We start from the raw sequence: 15,250 nt of genomic DNA, 5'->3' as shown, positions 1-15,250 counted from the left end.
AACCGGAGTCCCGCATCATGAACCGTCGTCATCTGTTTGCCATTGCTGCCCTGGCCGGCGCCGCCTTCACCGCTTCCAGCGCAGCACACGCCTTCGACTGGAGCTGGGGCAGCAAGGAAACCATCAAGGGCTCCGGCGAAGTCACCAGCGAGAGCCGCGATGTCGGCGCCTTCGACGGCATTGCCGCCGTCGGTGGCTTCAAGATCTACATCCGCCAGGCCGACTCGCACAAGCTCGAGATCAAGGCCGACAAGAACCTCCTGCCGTATCTGGAAACCCGTGTCGTCGAGAGCGGCAAGGGCCGCACGCTGGAGATCGGCCCCAAGAAGGGCGTCAGCTTCTCGACCAGCACCACGCCCGAAGTGAGCATCAGCATGGCGCAGCTGCGCGCCATCTCGGTGGCCGGCTCGGGACTGGTCAAGGTCGATGCGATGAAGACCGGCGCGGTCGAAGCCAGCATTGCCGGCTCGGGCGACATCCAGTTCAGCGAGCTGACCAGCGAGAAGCTGGGCCTGCGCGTGGCGGGCAGCGGCGACATCAGCGCCAAGGGGCGCACCGGCCAGCTGAATGTCTCGATCGCCGGCTCGGGTGACGTCAAGGCGACCGACACGGTGGCCGAAGAGGTCAAGATCTCCATCAGTGGCAGCGGCGATGCCCGCGTCAATGCCGTCAAGAAGCTCGAAGTCAAGATTGCTGGCAGCGGCGACGTCGGCTACCTCGGCTCGCCCGAGATCAGCAGCTCCGTGGCCGGCAGCGGCAAGGTGCGCAAGCTGAACTGACCACCCCGTACCGGCTTCGCCGGCCCCCTCAAGGGGGCGCGCCCGGAGGCCCGGCAAAGCCGGATCCTCGGGCGCCGCTTGGCAAGAGATCCCGTACGGCAGCATCGGACGAAAGCCCATACGACAATCAGCCGTATGGGCTCTTACAGAAAGCCCATCCGAAAGTATTCGAATGGGCTTTTCTCTTTCTGCGCCGCTGTGGCGCCACCCGGCCTTTGCCGAGGGTGCGCGCGACATGGCTGGCATCACGCTGGGCATCTCGGCCTGGGGTCTGGTCACGGGCGTGGCGATGATCAAGAGCGGGCTCTCCCTGCCCTTGGCGCTCCTGATGAGCCTCACCGTGTTTGCCGGCAGTTCGCAGCTGGCCTCCTTGCCGCTGCTCGCCAGCGGCGCGCCGCTGTGGGTGCTGTGGGCGACGTCCTTTTGCGTGAACCTGCGTTTCCTGATCTTCAGTGCGCAGTGGCGCCAGTATTTCAGCCATGAGTCGCGCTGGCTGCGTATGGCCATCGGGTACTTTGCTGCCGACCTCAACTACGTCGCTTTCCTGAAGCGCTTCCCGGACGGCCAGCCTGGGCCGGAGCAACTGCCCTACTACTGGGGCGGCGTGGTGGTGAACTGGAGCTCCTGGCAGGTGCCGGCGCTGATCGGCATCTTCCTGGCCGACCAGGTGCCCACGCAATGGGGCCTGGGCTTCGCAGGCGTCCTGGCGCTGCTGGGCCTGGCGTACTCGCTGCTGTCGGACCGCAACTCCTGGGTCTCGGCTGCGGTGGCCGGCTGCGCTGCCGTGGCTGCCTACGCCTTGCCTCTGCGGCTCAACATCCTGGTGGCGATTGCGGCGGCGGTGGCCGTGGGGCTGCTGATGGAACGCTGGGTGCCGGTGAGGAGCAAGGCATGAGCTTCTGGTGGGCAGTGCTGGGCATTCTTGGCATGGCGGTGATCACCCTGATCACGCGCAGCTTCTTCATGCTTCCCAAGAACGAGATACCGATGCCCGACTGGGCAAAGAACGGCCTGCGCTATGCGCCGCTGGCTGCGCTGGCGGCGGTCATCGTGCCTGAGATCGTCCTGACCCAGGGCCAGTTGATCTCGACCTGGCAGGACGCGCGCATCTACGCAACCCTGGCCGGCACCGCCTACTTCTTCTGGAAGCGCGGCATCCTCGGCACCATCATTTGCGGCACCGCCGTCATGCTCACATTGCGAATCGGGCTTGGCTGGTAATCGCAAGAAACCTGGTGCGGACGGCCGACTTGGTAAGCTTCGCTCCAATTTTCTGACCTCCGAGACCTTTCCATGAACGTCCTGCGTTTCTCCGACCTGGTCGCTGCCGGCACAGTTGCTGGCCAGCGCGTCTTCATCCGTGCCGACCTGAACGTCCCGCAAGACGACAACGGCAAGATCACCGAAGACACGCGCATCCGCGCCTCCATTCCCTGTATCGAGCAAGCCTTGAAAGCAGGGGCGGCCGTGATGGTGACCTCGCACCTGGGCCGCCCGACCGAGGGCGAGTTCAAGCCGGAAGACTCGCTGGCGCCGATTGCCAAGCGCATGGGTGAGCTGATGGGCCGCGAGATCCCGGTCGTGGCCAATTGGGTTGATGGCGTGGAGGTCGCACCGGGCTCGCTCGTGATGCTGGAGAACTGCCGCGTCAACAAGGGCGAGAAGAAGAACAGCGAAGAGCTGGCGAAGAAGATGGCCGCGCTCTGCGACATCTACGTCAACGACGCCTTCGGTACCGCCCACCGCGCCGAAGGCACGACCTACGGCATCGCCCAGTTCGCGAAGGTGGCCTGCGCCGGCCCGCTGCTGGCCGCCGAGATCGACGCCATCACCAAGGCCCTGGCGCAACCGAAGCGCCCGCTGGTCGCCATCGTGGCCGGTTCCAAGGTATCGACCAAGCTGACCATCCTGAAGGCGCTGTCCGACAAGGTTGATGGCCTGATCGTCGGCGGCGGCATTGCCAACACCTTCATGCTGGCGGCCGGCCTGTCCATCGGCAAGTCGCTGGCCGAGCCTGATCTGGTGGGCGAGGCCAAGGCCGTGATCGACAGCATGAAGGCGCGCGGCGCCGCGGTGCCGATCCCGGTGGACGTGGTCTGTGCCAAGCGCTTTGCGGCCGATGCCGAAGCGACGGTCAAGGCAGCCCATGAGGTTGCCGAAGACGACCTGATCCTGGACATCGGACCCAAGACTGCCGCACTGCTGGCCGAGCAATTGAAGGCCGCCGGCACCATCGTCTGGAACGGCCCGGTCGGCGTGTTCGAGTTCGACGCCTTTGCCGGCGGCACCGAAACCATCGCCCGCGCGATTGCGGCATCGTCTGCATTCAGCATTGCCGGCGGTGGCGACACGCTGGCGGCCATTGCCAAGTACGGCATTGAAAAAGAGGTCGGCTACATCTCCACCGGCGGCGGTGCCTTCCTCGAAGTGCTGGAGGGCAAGACCCTGCCGGCCTTCGAGATCTTGGCCAAGCGCGCGGCAGGCTGAGCGAACCCGCTCGCAGCTGAAGGGGCCCGGCAAGGGTCCCTTTTCTTTTGATGAAGGCTTGTTGCGTTTCTTGCATGAGGGCCAAAGGGGCCGGCATTGGACAGTTGGAGGTTCGGCGCTAACCTGTCCGACCCTCGAAAAGAAGTCCAGCAGGAGACCGCCCCATGACCCAGCCCTTGTCGCCGGCCGAAGCCGCCCTGCGTGAAGCTGCACTCGAATATCACCGCAGTCCCACGCGCGGCAAGATCGCGGTCACGCCGACCAAGGCGCTCTCCAACCAGCGCGACCTGTCGCTGGCCTATTCGCCGGGCGTGGCCTATCCCTGCCTGGACATCGAGAAAGACCCGACCCTCGCGGCCGACTACACCTCGCGTGGCAACCTCGTTGGCGTGATCACCAATGGCACGGCCGTGCTGGGCCTGGGTGATATCGGCCCGCTGGCCGCCAAGCCGGTGATGGAAGGCAAGGGCTGCCTGTTCAAGAAGTTCGCCGGCATCGATGTGTTCGACATCGAACTGGCCGAGCGCGACCCGGACAAGCTGGTGGAGATCATCGCCGCGATGGAGCCCACGCTCGGCGGCGTGAACCTCGAAGACATCAAGGCGCCCGAATGCTTCTACATCGAGAAGAAGCTGAAGGAGCGGATGAACATCCCGGTCTTCCACGACGATCAGCATGGCACGGCCATCATCTCCAGCGCGGCCTTGCTGAACGGCCTGGAGCTGGTGGGCAAGGACATCGCCAAGGTCAAGCTCGTCGCCTCGGGTGCGGGCGCGGCGGCGATTGCCTGCCTTGACGTGATGGTGGGCCTCGGAGTGCGGCGCGATAACGTCTTCGTCTGCGACTCCAAGGGCGTGATCCGCGAGGGACGCGAGGACTTTCAAAACGGCAAGCTCGATGAGAGCAAGCAGCGCTATTGCCAGAAGACCGATGCCAAGACGCTGGCAGACGTGATCAGCGGCGCCGATGTGTTCCTCGGCTGCTCGGCCGCTGGTGTGTTGACCGCCGAGATGGTCAAGACCATGGGACCGCAGCCCATCATCCTTGCGCTGGCCAACCCGGAGCCGGAGATCCGGCCTGAGCTGGCCAAGGCCGTGCGGCCGGACTGCATCATCGCCACCGGCCGCTCGGACTATCCGAACCAGGTCAACAACGTCCTTTGCTTCCCCTATATCTTCCGCGGCGCACTGGACTGTGGCGCCAGCAAGATCACTGAAGAGATGAAGCTGGCCTGCGTGCGCGAGATCGCGGCGCTGGCCAAGGCGGAGACGAGCGACGAAGTGGCGGCCGCCTATGCCGGGCAGGAGCTTGCCTTCGGCCCGGACTACCTGATTCCCAAGCCCTTCGACGCCCGCCTGATCCTGCGCATTGCGCCGGCCGTTGCCAAGGCGGCCGCCGAGTCCGGCGTCGCGCTGCGCCCGATTGCCGACCTGGAGGCCTATCGCCAGTCGCTGGAGCGTTTCGTCTATCAGACCGGCATGTTCATGCGCCCGGTGTTCGCGGCTGCCAAGGCCCACCCGGCGCGGGTGATCTATTCGGAAGGCGAAGACGAGCGCGTGCTGCGTGCGGTGCAAGTCGCGCTCGACGAAGGCCTGTGCAAGCCCACGCTGATCGGCCGGCCCGAGGTGATAGCGATGCGCATCCAGCGCGCCGGCCTGCGCCTGAAGCTGGGCGAAGACGTGGCGGTGATCGACCCCGAGAACGACAGCCGCTTCCGCCAATACTGGGAGGCCTATCACCAGGCCATGGGCCGCCGCGGCTTCACGCCCGAGATGGCCAAGGCCGCGGTGCGCCGCTCCAACACCACCATCGGCGCGCTGGCGATCAAGCTCGGCGATGCCGACGCCATGATCTGCGGCATGGTCGGCCGCTTCGACTCGCATCTGGAGCATGTCAACGACCTGATCGGCCTGCGCAAGGATGCGCATTGCTTCGCCACGATGAACGCGGTGATGCTGGAGTCGCAAACGCTGTTCCTCGCCGACACCTTCGTCAACGACTGCCCCGACGCCGAACAACTCGCCGAGATCGCCGCGATGGCGGCCGAGGAGGTGCAGCGCTTCGGCCTGCCGCCGAAGCTGGCCTTTGTCTCGCACTCGATGTTCGGTTCCAGCAAGCGGCCCTCGGCCGTGAAGATGCGCCGGGCGCATGAGCTGTTCGCGGCGGCCCATCCGGAAATCGAAAGCGATGGCGAGATGCATGGGGACGCGGCGCTCTCGGAAAGCGTGCGAGAGACCTTCCTGCCCGACAGCACGCTGAAGGGCTCGGCCAACCTGCTGGTGCTGCCGACCCTGGATTCGGCCAACATCCTCTTCAATGTCCTGAAGATCAGCGCCGGCAACGGCGTGACCGTCGGCCCGATCCTCTTGGGCGCAGCAGCGCCGGTGCATATCCTGACGCCTTCGGCCACGGTGCGCCGCATCGTCAACATGACGGCCCTGGCGGTTGCCGATGTGCGAGCAGGGAAAGCGACAGCTTGATTGGGCTTGATTTGGTAACTCGATGGAACCGATCATGGGCCCGCAGCGGCCCATAATCAGCCGTCTGTAACTAAATTTCAGCGAGACAAGCCCCATGACCCGTGCCACCAAGATCGTCGCCACCCTGGGCCCGGCATCCAACTCACCCGAGATCCTGGAGCGCATGATCCGCGCCGGCGTCGATGTGGTGCGCTTGAACTTCTCGCATGGCAAGGCACAGGACCATATCGATCGCGCCCGCATGGTGCGTGAGGCGGCTGAAGCGGCCGGCAAGTCGGTGGCCATCATGGCGGACCTGCAAGGCCCCAAGATCCGCGTCGGCAAGTTCGAGAACGGCAAGATCGAGCTGGTCAATGGCACGCCCTTCATCCTGGATGCCGACCGTACCGAGCTCGGCAACGAGCAGGCCGTGGGCCTGGACTACAAGGAGCTGCCGCGCGACGTGAAGCCGGGCGACACGCTGCTCCTGAACGACGGCCTGCTGGTGCTGACGGTCGAGGCCGTGCGCGGCGCGGCGGTGCACACCATCGTCAAGGTCGGTGGCGAGCTGAGCAACAACAAGGGCATCAACAAGCAGGGCGGTGGCCTGACCGCTCCGGCCCTGACAGGCAAGGACATGGAAGACATCAAGACCGCGATGTCCTTCCAGTGCGAATACCTTGCGGTGAGCTTCCCCAAGAACGCGACCGACATGGAGATGGCGCGCCAGCTGGCCAATGTGGCCGGCGAGCCCTATCGCCACAAGCCGGCCATGATCGCCAAGATCGAGCGCTACGAAGCCATTCCGCACCTGGAGGCCATCTTGAAGGCCAGCGACGGGATCATGGTGGCGCGTGGCGATCTGGCGGTTGAAGTCGGCAACGCGGCCGTGCCGGCACTGCAGAAGCGCATGATCAAGATGGCCCGCGAGCTGGACAAGGTGGCGATCACCGCGACCCAGATGATGGAGTCGATGATCGTGAACCCGGTGCCCACCCGCGCCGAAGTCTCGGACGTGGCCAACGCCGTGCTGGACGGCACCGATGCCGTGATGCTCAGCGCCGAAACCGCGGCCGGCAAGTTCCCGGTCGAGACCATCGAACAGATGGCCGCGATTGCCCTGGAAGCCGAGCGGGCCGAGTTCGTCAGCCTGGACACCGACTTCGCTGGCCGCCAGTTCGGTCGCATCGACCAGTCCATCGCCATGGGCGCGCTGTTCACCGCCTATCACCTGGGCTGCAAGGCCATCGTGGCGCTGACCGAGTCGGGCTCGACGGCGCTTTGGATGAGCCGTCACCGCATCCAGGTGCCGATCTTTGCGCTGACCACCAGCGTGGTCAGCCAGCGCAAGATGACGCTGTACCGCAATGTGCAGCCGCTGGTGATGCCCAAGTTCGACGACCGCGACGCCGCCCTCGCAGCGGCCGAGAAGATACTCGTGGACCGCGGCGTGCTGATGCCCGGCGACACCTATGCCATCACCTGCGGCGAACCGATGGGCTACCCCGGCGGCACCAATATGCTGAAGGTCTGCCGAGTCGGCTGAAGCGGGCGGCGTTATCCTGGGGCCGGATGAGCCCGATGGACGCCGGCATGTCAGGACCCGAGAGCCTCCAACGTCGTCGTTGGCTGCTTGGCCTTGGCCCCCTGGCTCTGGGCCTGCTCCCGCCGCCGACTGCCTGCGCTGCTGAGCCTCTGCGCGTGCCGGTGGCCATTGGCGAAAACAGTTCGCGCCCCTTCGTTGTGCCCTTGCTGCAGTTGATCGGCGAGGCGGCAGGCATTGAATGGCAGATCCTGCAGGCCCCCTGGGCGCGGGTGCTGGTGCTGGCCGAGCGGGGCCAGGCGCTGGCGTTCGGCATGGCGCGCACCAAGCCGCGCGAGGAGCAGTTCGCCTTCAGTGCGCCGGTGTTCGACAACCATGTCTGGATGCTGGTGCGGCGCGACCAGGCGCTGGACTTCCACAGCCTTGATGACCTGCGCGAGCGCACGGTCTGCATCTCGCGCGGCATCAGCTACGGCGGCAGCTTCGATGCGGTGAAGGGCAAGCTGTTCAAGGTCGAGTATGTGGACGGTGACCTCGGCGCGCGGCTGCGCATGTTGATGGCTGGCCGCTGCGACATGGCGCTGGGCTCGCACCGCAGCCCCGACCCCTGGCTGCTGGAGCGGCGGGCCCGCGAGCTCACCGGCCTCTCGGCAACGCTGGCCGTGCTGCCTACGCCGCTGGCGCTGGAGGCGGTGCATTTTGCTGTGGGCCACGGGCAAGCCCTCGCGGACGTGCTGCCGCGCATCAACAAGGCCTTGCAAGTGAAGCGGGCGGCGATCCGCGCCTTGATCGACAGCGATCTCTGAGCGGCCGCCTTCAGCCGCGGCGCGCGCTTTCGATCAGTGCCTTGATGCGGGCATTGGCGCCGGTGGCGACCAGCTCGACTTCGGGGTGCGCTCGGGCGAAGACGCGGAACAATTCATCCACGAAGCCGTGGCCGACATCCTGCACGCCGTCAAACGCGACTTCGACGCGCCGGAAGGTGGGCAGCCGCGCCGCCACGCGCCGGGCTTGTGCGCGTGAATCGAGCGCCTGACCTTCGCCAGCCAGGAGCTTCAGGCTGACCTTGGTCTGGTCGAACTCGATGCCGTCGCCGGCCATGCTCCAGGCCTCCATCACCTGGTCCAGCGTGCGCGTGGTGTCGAGCGATATCGCCATGTAGATCGAGCTGCCCTGGCGCGGCAGCGGCCGGCCCTTGGTCCAGCCCGAGCTTTCCCAGGCGCGGCGCTGGAAGGCAGTGCCATTGGCGTGGATGTCGAACACATCGGCCAATTGCGAGCTGAAGAACAGGCCGCGGCCAGTGTGCTGCTCGGGCTGGCTGGTCAGGCGGCCCTTGGACAGCTCCAGCATTGCATGCTGGGCGTCGGCGAGGTCGAAGGTGGTGCAGATCTTGTCGAACACGCCGCAGCCATCGTCCGAGACCAGCAATTGCGCGTGCGTTGGCGTCTGGCGCAGCGACACGGTCACGCTGCTGCCGCCGCTGTGGTCGGCCGCGTTGTTCACCAGCTCGGTGAAGGCATGCTGGATCATCCGCGTGACATGGCGCGGAAACTCGAAATTGGGCGCGAAGTCGCGCTGCCAGGGCAGGTCTTCCTGCAGGCCGTGGAGCGTGTAGCTGCGGGCCACCTGGCGCAGCGTACCGGGGCCGTAGACCGGCCGGCTGCGCGAGCCCGTGCGGGTCAGCCAGTTGGCCTCGCCCAGGCGGCGCAGGGCCGAGAGCGCCGAGCGGCGGCTGGCACCGGTCTTCTCGACGACATGGTCAGCCAGGTCCAGTGAATGCTCACGCGCGGCGGCGGTGATCCACAGGGTCATCTGGTCTATCGAGAGGCGCACGGTCATGAGTGCGAGAGCCTACCCGGGGGGCCGGGTCTTGCGCAAGGCGAACTTGCTGGGCGTCCGGATGCGGGGGTGGGGGCCGACTTCGGGCGAAGGTCGCCCAGCTAGAATGCGACGAGTTACGGCGTGGTTACATGCGAAGCTGCGCCTGCAGGAATTTCAAACCATCTGGGGACTTTTCATCATGGCACTTGTCTCGATGCGACAGCTGCTGGACCACGCGGCCGAACATGGCTACGGCATTCCAGCCTTCAATGTGAACAACCTCGAGCAGGTCCAGGCCGTGATGGCCGCTGCCGACGAGGTCGGCGCACCGGTGATCCTGCAGGCCTCGGCCGGCGCCCGCAAATACGCTGGCGAGAGCTTCATCAAGCACCTGATCCAGGCCGCCGTCGAAGCCTATCCGCACATCCCGCTGGTGATGCACCAGGACCACGGCACCAGCCCCAAGGTCTGCGAAGGCGCCATCAACCTGGGCTTTGGCTCGGTGATGATGGACGGCTCGCTGATGGACGACGGCAAGACGCCGGCCTCCTTTGAATACAACGTCGACGTGACCCGCCGCGTGGTGGAGATGTCGCACAAGGTGGGCGTGACGGTCGAGGGCGAGCTCGGCTGCCTGGGCAACCTCGAAACCGGTGATGCCGGCGAGGAAGACGGCATCGGCGCCGTCGGCAAGCTGGACCACAGCCAGATGCTGACCGACCCGGAAGAGGCGGCCACCTTCGTCAAGGCCACGCAGCTGGATGCGCTGGCCATTGCCATCGGCACCAGCCATGGCGCCTACAAGTTCTCGCGCAAGCCCACCGGCGACATCCTGGCCATCAGCCGCGTCAAGGAAATCCACAAGCGCATCCCCAACACCCACCTGGTGATGCATGGCTCGTCCAGCGTGCCGCAGGAGCTGCTGGCCATCATCAACCAGTACGGCGGCAAGATGAAGGAAACCTTCGGCGTGCCGGTCGAAGAGATCCAGGAAGCCATCAAGCATGGCGTGCGCAAGATCAACATCGACACCGACATCCGCCTGGCGATGACCGGCGCCGTGCGCAAGTTCCTGTTCGAGAACCCCGACAAATTCGATGCCCGCGAATGGCTGAAGCCCGCGCGCGAAGCGGCCAAGCTGGTCTGCAAGCAGCGCTACATGGAATTCGGCTGCGAAGGCCAGGCCGGCAAGATCCAGGCGCGCAGCCTCGTCGACATTGCCGCCGCCTATGCGCGCGGCGAACTGGCCCAGGTCGTGCAGTAAGCCGGGCCCTGCAACCATCACTCCACAAGCGTCTACCGTCATCAAAGGTTAGGAACGCATTGGCCCGCCAGCGGCAGTTCGCTGGCGGGCCTTTTTTTGTCCGTTGCTCGCCCGACTAAAATGCCGGCTTCGTCCTGGATGCCCCTCATGACCGCTGCCCTGCTTGAATCGTCGCTGACCTCGCTTCCCCTGATCGCCCGCGGCAAGGTGCGCGAAAACTATGCGGTGGGCAGCGACCGCATCCTGATGATCGCCAGCGACCGCATCTCGGCCTACGACGTGATCATGGGCGAGCCCATTCCCGGCAAGGGCGCCTTGCTGACCGAGATGGCGCTGTTCTGGTTCGACAAGCTCGAAGGCATCGTGCCGAATCACCTGACCGGTGACGATCCGCTCTCCGTGGTCAGCGAGGCCGAGAAGTCGCAGGTCCAGGGCCGGGCGATGCTGGTCAAGCGCCTGAAGCCCCTGCCGATCGAAGCGGTGGTGCGCGGCTACCTGGCTGGCAGCGGCTGGGCCGAATACAAGAGCAACGGCCGCGTTTGTGGCGTCGAGCTGCCAGCCGGCCTGCAGAACGCCTCCAAGCTGCCGCAGCCCATCTTCACACCGGCCACCAAGGCCGAGATGGGTGATCACGACGAGAACATCGACTTCGACCGCTGCGTCGAGATCATCGGCCGCGAGTTGGCCGAGAAGGTGCGCGACATTTCGATCCAGCTCTACCAGCGCGCGGCCGACATCGCGCGCTCCAAGGGCATCATCATTGCCGACACCAAGTTCGAGTTCGGCCTGGATGCCGATGGCACCCTGACCCTGATGGACGAGGTGCTGACGCCCGACTCCTCGCGCTACTGGCCGGCTGAGAGCTATGCCGTGGGCAGCAATCCGCCCAGTTTTGACAAGCAGTTCCTGCGCGACTGGCTCGAGCAGGCTGAAGTGAACGGCCAGCCCTGGGGCAAGGTGGCCCCGGCGCCGGCGCTGCCGCAAGAAGTGATCGCCAAGACCGCGGCCAAGTACCGCGAAGCACTTGAACGACTGACACGCTGAAGTCCGGGCGGAGCCGACGGGAGGGCTCATGCAACAGACCCAATCGAGACTGATCAAGTCGCTGGACCAGCAGATCGCTGCGGCCCTGAACCCGGTACAGGGCGCCTGCCTGATGGCGCAGCGCGCCATCGCGCTGGTTCGCCACGGCCAGTTGAGCGAGGCGCGCGACCAGCTGACAACGCTGCATCAGCTCGCCTTCCAGCATCCGCATTCCTCCATCGGCGCCTGGCTGCATCTGGCCGAAGGCCTGATGAGCTATTTCACCGACTTCAGCAGCGCGGCGCGCGAGAAGACGCAGCGCGCCCTGGCCATCGCCCGCACGGCCAAGCTGGCCGAAGTCGAGGCCTTGAGCCTGGCCTGGCTGGCCCATCTGGCCTATGCACGGCATGACCTGCCGGCCCTGATCGGCCATGCGCAAGAGGGCCTGAAGGTGGTAGGCGCGGGCCATCATGCGGCGCGCTCGCGCCTGTCCATGGTGCTGGCGCTGGCCCACCACTACTCTGGCCGCGCCGACCTGGCCCAAGCCTGGTATGCGGCGGCGCGGCGTCACGCGACGCTGGATGGCGACGATGCCACCCTGTCGGCCCTGATCTACAACATGGCCGAGATGCAGACAGCGCAGGCCCGTCACGCGGCGTTGGCAGACGCCTCCGGCCGCAAGCCCGAGCTCCTGCTGGGCGCCGACTCGGTGAAGAATTTCGATGCAGCCTTTGGCGGCTCGGCGATGGAGTCGCTCACCCCCATCCTGCGGGCGCAGACCCTGGTGCTGCAGGGCGAGTTCGACAAGGCCCGCGAGTTGTTCGAGCAGCATCTGCCGGTGGCCATGTCGCATGGCCTGGCGCGCCTGGGCAGCAGCCTGCTGGCCGACCTGGCCTGGTGCCGGCTCAACTGCGGCCAGCGCGAGCATGCCCTGCGCCAGGCGCACGAGGCGGAGGTGGAGCTCGACCCGGGCTGCGAGGTGGACGACCGCGCTGCGACCCACAGCCGCCTGGCCCAGGTCTATGAGGCGCTGGACGAAGCGGGCAAGGCGGCCTGGCACCGCGAGGCGGCGGAACGGGAATGGGCCGAGTTTGCGGCCCAGAAGAAGCAATGGGCCGAGGCGTTGGAAGCAGCCGGCCTGGTCAAGCCGGCCTGATCAGTTCGCGCTGATCAGAACAGCGCCATGCTGAGCTTGCGCCGGTACTGGTCGATCAGCGGGTCGGCCGGCGGCACATTGGCCTTGCCGGCAATCTCAAGCGTGCCCTTGGCCTCGGTGGTCTGAGCCTTCGGGGTCGGCTTGGTCAGCAGCTCCAGGATGGCCACATAGGTCTTGCGCGCCAGTTCGCCGTTCCAGGCCTTGTCGCGCATGATGATTTCCAGCAGCTCGTCCATAGCCTCGGTGAAGCGCCGCGCGGCAAAGTGCGACTGGGCCAGTGCAAAGCGGGCGTCGAAGTCGCGCTTGTTGCTGGCGATGGCAGCCTGGGCGGCCGTGGCGTCGGCCCGGCTTTCGGCGGCGGCCAGCCAATGGGCCAGGGCCGCGAAACGTGCGTGCGGCGTGATGGTGTCGGCGGCCTTGGCTGCGACGGGCGTGAAGACATCTCGGGCGGCGCCCACCTGGTCGACTTCCAGCAGCGCGCGCACCAGGTCGAAGCGGGCGGTCTCGTCCGCCGGGTTGGCTTCGACGGCAGCCATCAGGCGGTCCAGCGCATTGCCTTCGTCCTCGGCAGGCGCAACGGCCTGCTCATCGGGCAGGGCTGTTTCGCCTTCCAGCGCGGGCGGCACATGCTTGTCCAGGAATTCGCGGATCTGGCCTTCGGGAATGGCGCCGACAAAGCCGTCCACCGGCTGGCCGCCGACAAACATCACGCAGAAGGGGATCGAGCGCACGCCGAAGGCCTGGCTCAGCTGGCTGGCAATCTCCTGCTGCTCATCGCTGTTGAGCTTGGCGAGCTTGAAGCGGCCAGCGTAGGCGGCTTCCAGCTTTTCCAGGATCGGGCCGAGCGCCTTGCAGGGGCCGCACCAGGGTGCCCAGATGTCCAGCAGCACGGGCTGCTGCATCGAGGCAGCCAGCAGCTCGGCTTCAAAATTTTGCAGGGTGATGTCGGTCATGGCGTCAGCGTCGGATGGGGTCTGAAGGGGCAGGTGGCAGCGGCCGCCTACAATTCAAGGCTTTCCAGCCCAATGAGCGAGCCGTGCAGCCTATGCAGCAAAGCGCCTCCCCCTTGGTTGGCGTGGTGATGGGCTCCAGCAGCGACTGGGACACCATGAAGCACGCCGCCGACATTCTCTCCGAGTTCGGTATCGCCTTCGAGGCGAAGGTCGTCTCCGCGCACCGCATGCCGGACGAGATGTTCCGCTACGCAGAAGCCGCTGAAGGCCGCGGCCTGCGCGCCATCATTGCCGGCGCGGGCGGTGCCGCCCATCTGCCGGGCATGCTGGCCGCCAAGACACCGGTGCCGGTCCTGGGCGTGCCGGTGGCCAGCCGCCATTTGCAGGGCGTTGATTCGCTGCATTCCATCGTCCAGATGCCCAAGGGCATCCCGGTCGCCACCTTTGCCATCGGCACAGCAGGCGCAGGCAATGCGGCCCTGTTTGCCGTGGCCATGCTGGCGGCGCATGACGAAGGCCTGCGTGCCAAGCTGGCAGCCTACCGGGTCCGTCAGACCGAGCACGCCAACGGCATGAGCAAGGACCTCGTCTGATGTCCAAGGTCTTGCTGCCGGGCGTTGCCACGCTGGGTGTGATGGGTGGCGGCCAGCTCGGCCGCATGTTCGTGCAGGCGGCGCAAAGCCTGGGCTATCGCACGGTGGTGCTGGACCCCGATGCCGAAAGCCCGGCGGGCGCAGTCGCCCATCAGCAGATCCGTGCCGACTACCTCGACCCGCAGGGCCTGGCCCAGTTGGCCGAGGCCTGCGACGCGATCACCACCGAATTCGAGAATGTGCCGGCACAGGCGCTGGCCCAACTCGCCGCCACGCGCACCGTGGCGCCGGCCGGCAGTGCCGTGGCCAAGTGCCAGGACCGCGCCGACGAGAAGGCGCATTTCAAGGCCAGCGGCGTCGAATGCGCACCCTATGCCGTGATCCGCAGCGAGGCCGATCTGGCCGCTGTCGATGCGTCGCTCCTGCCCGGCATTCTCAAGACCGCCCGCATGGGCTATGACGGCAAGGGCCAGGCCCGCGTGCGCGACCGCGCCGAGCTGGCCGCCGCGTTTGCCGCCATGAAGGGCGTGCCCTGCGTGCTGGAGCAACTGCTGCCCTTGCAGCTCGAGCTGTCGGTGATCGTGGCGCGCGGCGCCGATGGCCAGGTGGTCGAGTTCCCGGTGCAGCAGAACCTGCATCGCGACGGCATCCTGGCCGTCACCGAGGTGCCGGCGCCCAGCGTGCCGGCTGATGTGCAAGCCAAGGCGCGTGCCTCGGCTGCGCGCATCGCCACCGAGCTGGGCTATGTCGGCGTGCTCTGCGTCGAGTTTTTCTTGCTGACCGACGGCCGCCTGCTGGTCAACGAGATGGCGCCGCGCCCGCACAATTCCGGCCACTACACGCTGGATGCCTGCGACATCACGCAGTTCGAGGCGCAAGTTCGCGCACTCGCCGGTCTGCCGCTGAATACGCCACGTCTGCATTCGCCGGTCGTTATGCTGAACTTGCTCGGCGACCTTTGGTTCGATGCCGATGGCGAAGAACGGAGCCCGGCCTGGGTCCAAGTCCTGGCCATTCCGGGCACGCATCTGCATCTCTACGGCAAGACCAGCGCGCGCCCCGGCCGCAAGATGGGCCATCTGAACGTGACGGCTGCTACGCCCGAGCTCGCTGCCGCTGCCGCTCGCCAGGCGGCCGTGCTGCTGGGCCTGCCGACCGACTGGTAGACACCG

14 protein-coding genes are annotated in these 15,250 nt (G+C 66.3%); 12 read left to right on the top strand and 2 right to left on the bottom strand.

The window, feature by feature from the left end:
* Positions 1-17 precede the first annotated feature (17 nt).
* The 7 genes from ABT392_RS16255 (at position 18) to ABT392_RS16225 (ending at position 8,074) form a co-directional block, all read left to right on the top strand.
* Entirely contained in the window at positions 18-779 is a 762-nt protein-coding gene (locus ABT392_RS16255) for a head GIN domain-containing protein (RefSeq protein ID WP_334278397.1), read from the top strand.
* A gap of 172 nt (positions 780-951) precedes the next feature.
* A complete protein-coding gene (locus tag ABT392_RS16250) occupies positions 952-1,674 on the top strand; it encodes an AzlC family ABC transporter permease (protein WP_395385275.1) in 723 nt (240 codons plus the stop codon).
* On the top strand, positions 1,671-2,000 hold the full coding sequence (locus ABT392_RS16245; protein ID WP_334278395.1) for an AzlD domain-containing protein: 330 nt from the start codon (positions 1,671-1,673) through the stop codon (positions 1,998-2,000). The genes ABT392_RS16250 and ABT392_RS16245 overlap by 4 nt, the downstream gene beginning before the upstream one ends.
* Before the next feature lie 72 nt (positions 2,001-2,072).
* Complete coding sequence (locus tag ABT392_RS16240; protein ID WP_395385276.1) at positions 2,073-3,266, top strand: phosphoglycerate kinase; 1,194 nt, start codon at positions 2,073-2,075, stop codon at positions 3,264-3,266.
* A gap of 164 nt (positions 3,267-3,430) precedes the next feature.
* On the top strand, positions 3,431-5,746 hold the full coding sequence (locus ABT392_RS16235; protein ID WP_395385277.1) for an NADP-dependent malic enzyme: 2,316 nt from the start codon (positions 3,431-3,433) through the stop codon (positions 5,744-5,746).
* Between the two features lie 94 nt (positions 5,747-5,840).
* Positions 5,841-7,271 (top strand): pyruvate kinase, encoded by a 1,431-nt coding sequence (gene pyk / locus ABT392_RS16230; protein ID WP_334278392.1) that lies wholly within the window; start codon positions 5,841-5,843, stop codon positions 7,269-7,271.
* A gap of 47 nt (positions 7,272-7,318) precedes the next feature.
* Positions 7,319-8,074, top strand: coding sequence for a substrate-binding periplasmic protein (locus ABT392_RS16225; RefSeq protein WP_395385278.1), 756 nt, complete (start codon positions 7,319-7,321; stop codon positions 8,072-8,074).
* Positions 8,075-8,084: 10 nt separating this feature from the next.
* Here the strand turns inward: ABT392_RS16225 and ABT392_RS16220 are convergent, their stop codons facing one another.
* Positions 8,085-9,107 (bottom strand): ATP-binding protein, encoded by a 1,023-nt coding sequence (locus ABT392_RS16220; protein ID WP_334278390.1) that lies wholly within the window; start codon positions 9,105-9,107, stop codon positions 8,085-8,087.
* A 181-nt stretch (positions 9,108-9,288) separates the two neighbouring features.
* Between ABT392_RS16220 and fba the strand changes: the two genes are divergently transcribed.
* The 3 genes from fba (at position 9,289) to ABT392_RS16205 (ending at position 12,532) form a co-directional block, all read left to right on the top strand.
* Complete coding sequence (gene fba, locus ABT392_RS16215) at positions 9,289-10,353, top strand: class II fructose-bisphosphate aldolase (RefSeq protein WP_334278389.1); 1,065 nt, start codon at positions 9,289-9,291, stop codon at positions 10,351-10,353.
* A 147-nt stretch (positions 10,354-10,500) separates the two neighbouring features.
* Positions 10,501-11,397: a phosphoribosylaminoimidazolesuccinocarboxamide synthase gene (locus tag ABT392_RS16210; RefSeq protein ID WP_395385279.1), complete on the top strand. Its 897-nt coding sequence runs from the start codon at positions 10,501-10,503 to the stop codon at positions 11,395-11,397.
* 28 nt (positions 11,398-11,425) lie between these two features.
* On the top strand, positions 11,426-12,532 hold the full coding sequence (locus ABT392_RS16205; protein WP_395385280.1) for a hypothetical protein: 1,107 nt from the start codon (positions 11,426-11,428) through the stop codon (positions 12,530-12,532).
* A gap of 14 nt (positions 12,533-12,546) precedes the next feature.
* Here the strand turns inward: ABT392_RS16205 and ABT392_RS16200 are convergent, their stop codons facing one another.
* Positions 12,547-13,485 carry a tetratricopeptide repeat protein gene (locus ABT392_RS16200; RefSeq protein WP_334278386.1) on the bottom strand — a complete coding sequence of 313 codons (939 nt, stop codon included), beginning with the start codon at positions 13,483-13,485 and terminating at the stop codon, positions 12,547-12,549.
* Positions 13,486-13,577: 92 nt separating this feature from the next.
* On the opposite strand from ABT392_RS16200, the gene purE reads away from it, so the two are divergent.
* Together purE and ABT392_RS16190 are read left to right on the top strand one after the other, a co-directional pair.
* The gene (purE, locus tag ABT392_RS16195) at positions 13,578-14,078 is read left to right on the top strand and encodes a 5-(carboxyamino)imidazole ribonucleotide mutase (RefSeq protein ID WP_395386816.1); all 501 of its coding nucleotides are present in this window, start codon (positions 13,578-13,580) and stop codon (positions 14,076-14,078) included.
* Complete coding sequence (locus ABT392_RS16190) at positions 14,078-15,244, top strand: 5-(carboxyamino)imidazole ribonucleotide synthase (RefSeq protein WP_395385281.1); 1,167 nt, start codon at positions 14,078-14,080, stop codon at positions 15,242-15,244. Before purE ends, ABT392_RS16190 begins: the two co-directional genes overlap by 1 nt.
* Positions 15,245-15,250 lie beyond the last annotated feature (6 nt).

The organism is Paucibacter sp. JuS9 (genome assembly GCF_044043925.2).
In the GTDB taxonomy this organism is placed as follows: Bacteria; Pseudomonadota; Gammaproteobacteria; order Burkholderiales; family Burkholderiaceae_C; genus JAUASW01.
This window is presented reverse-complemented; position numbering and strand designations above follow the sequence as displayed.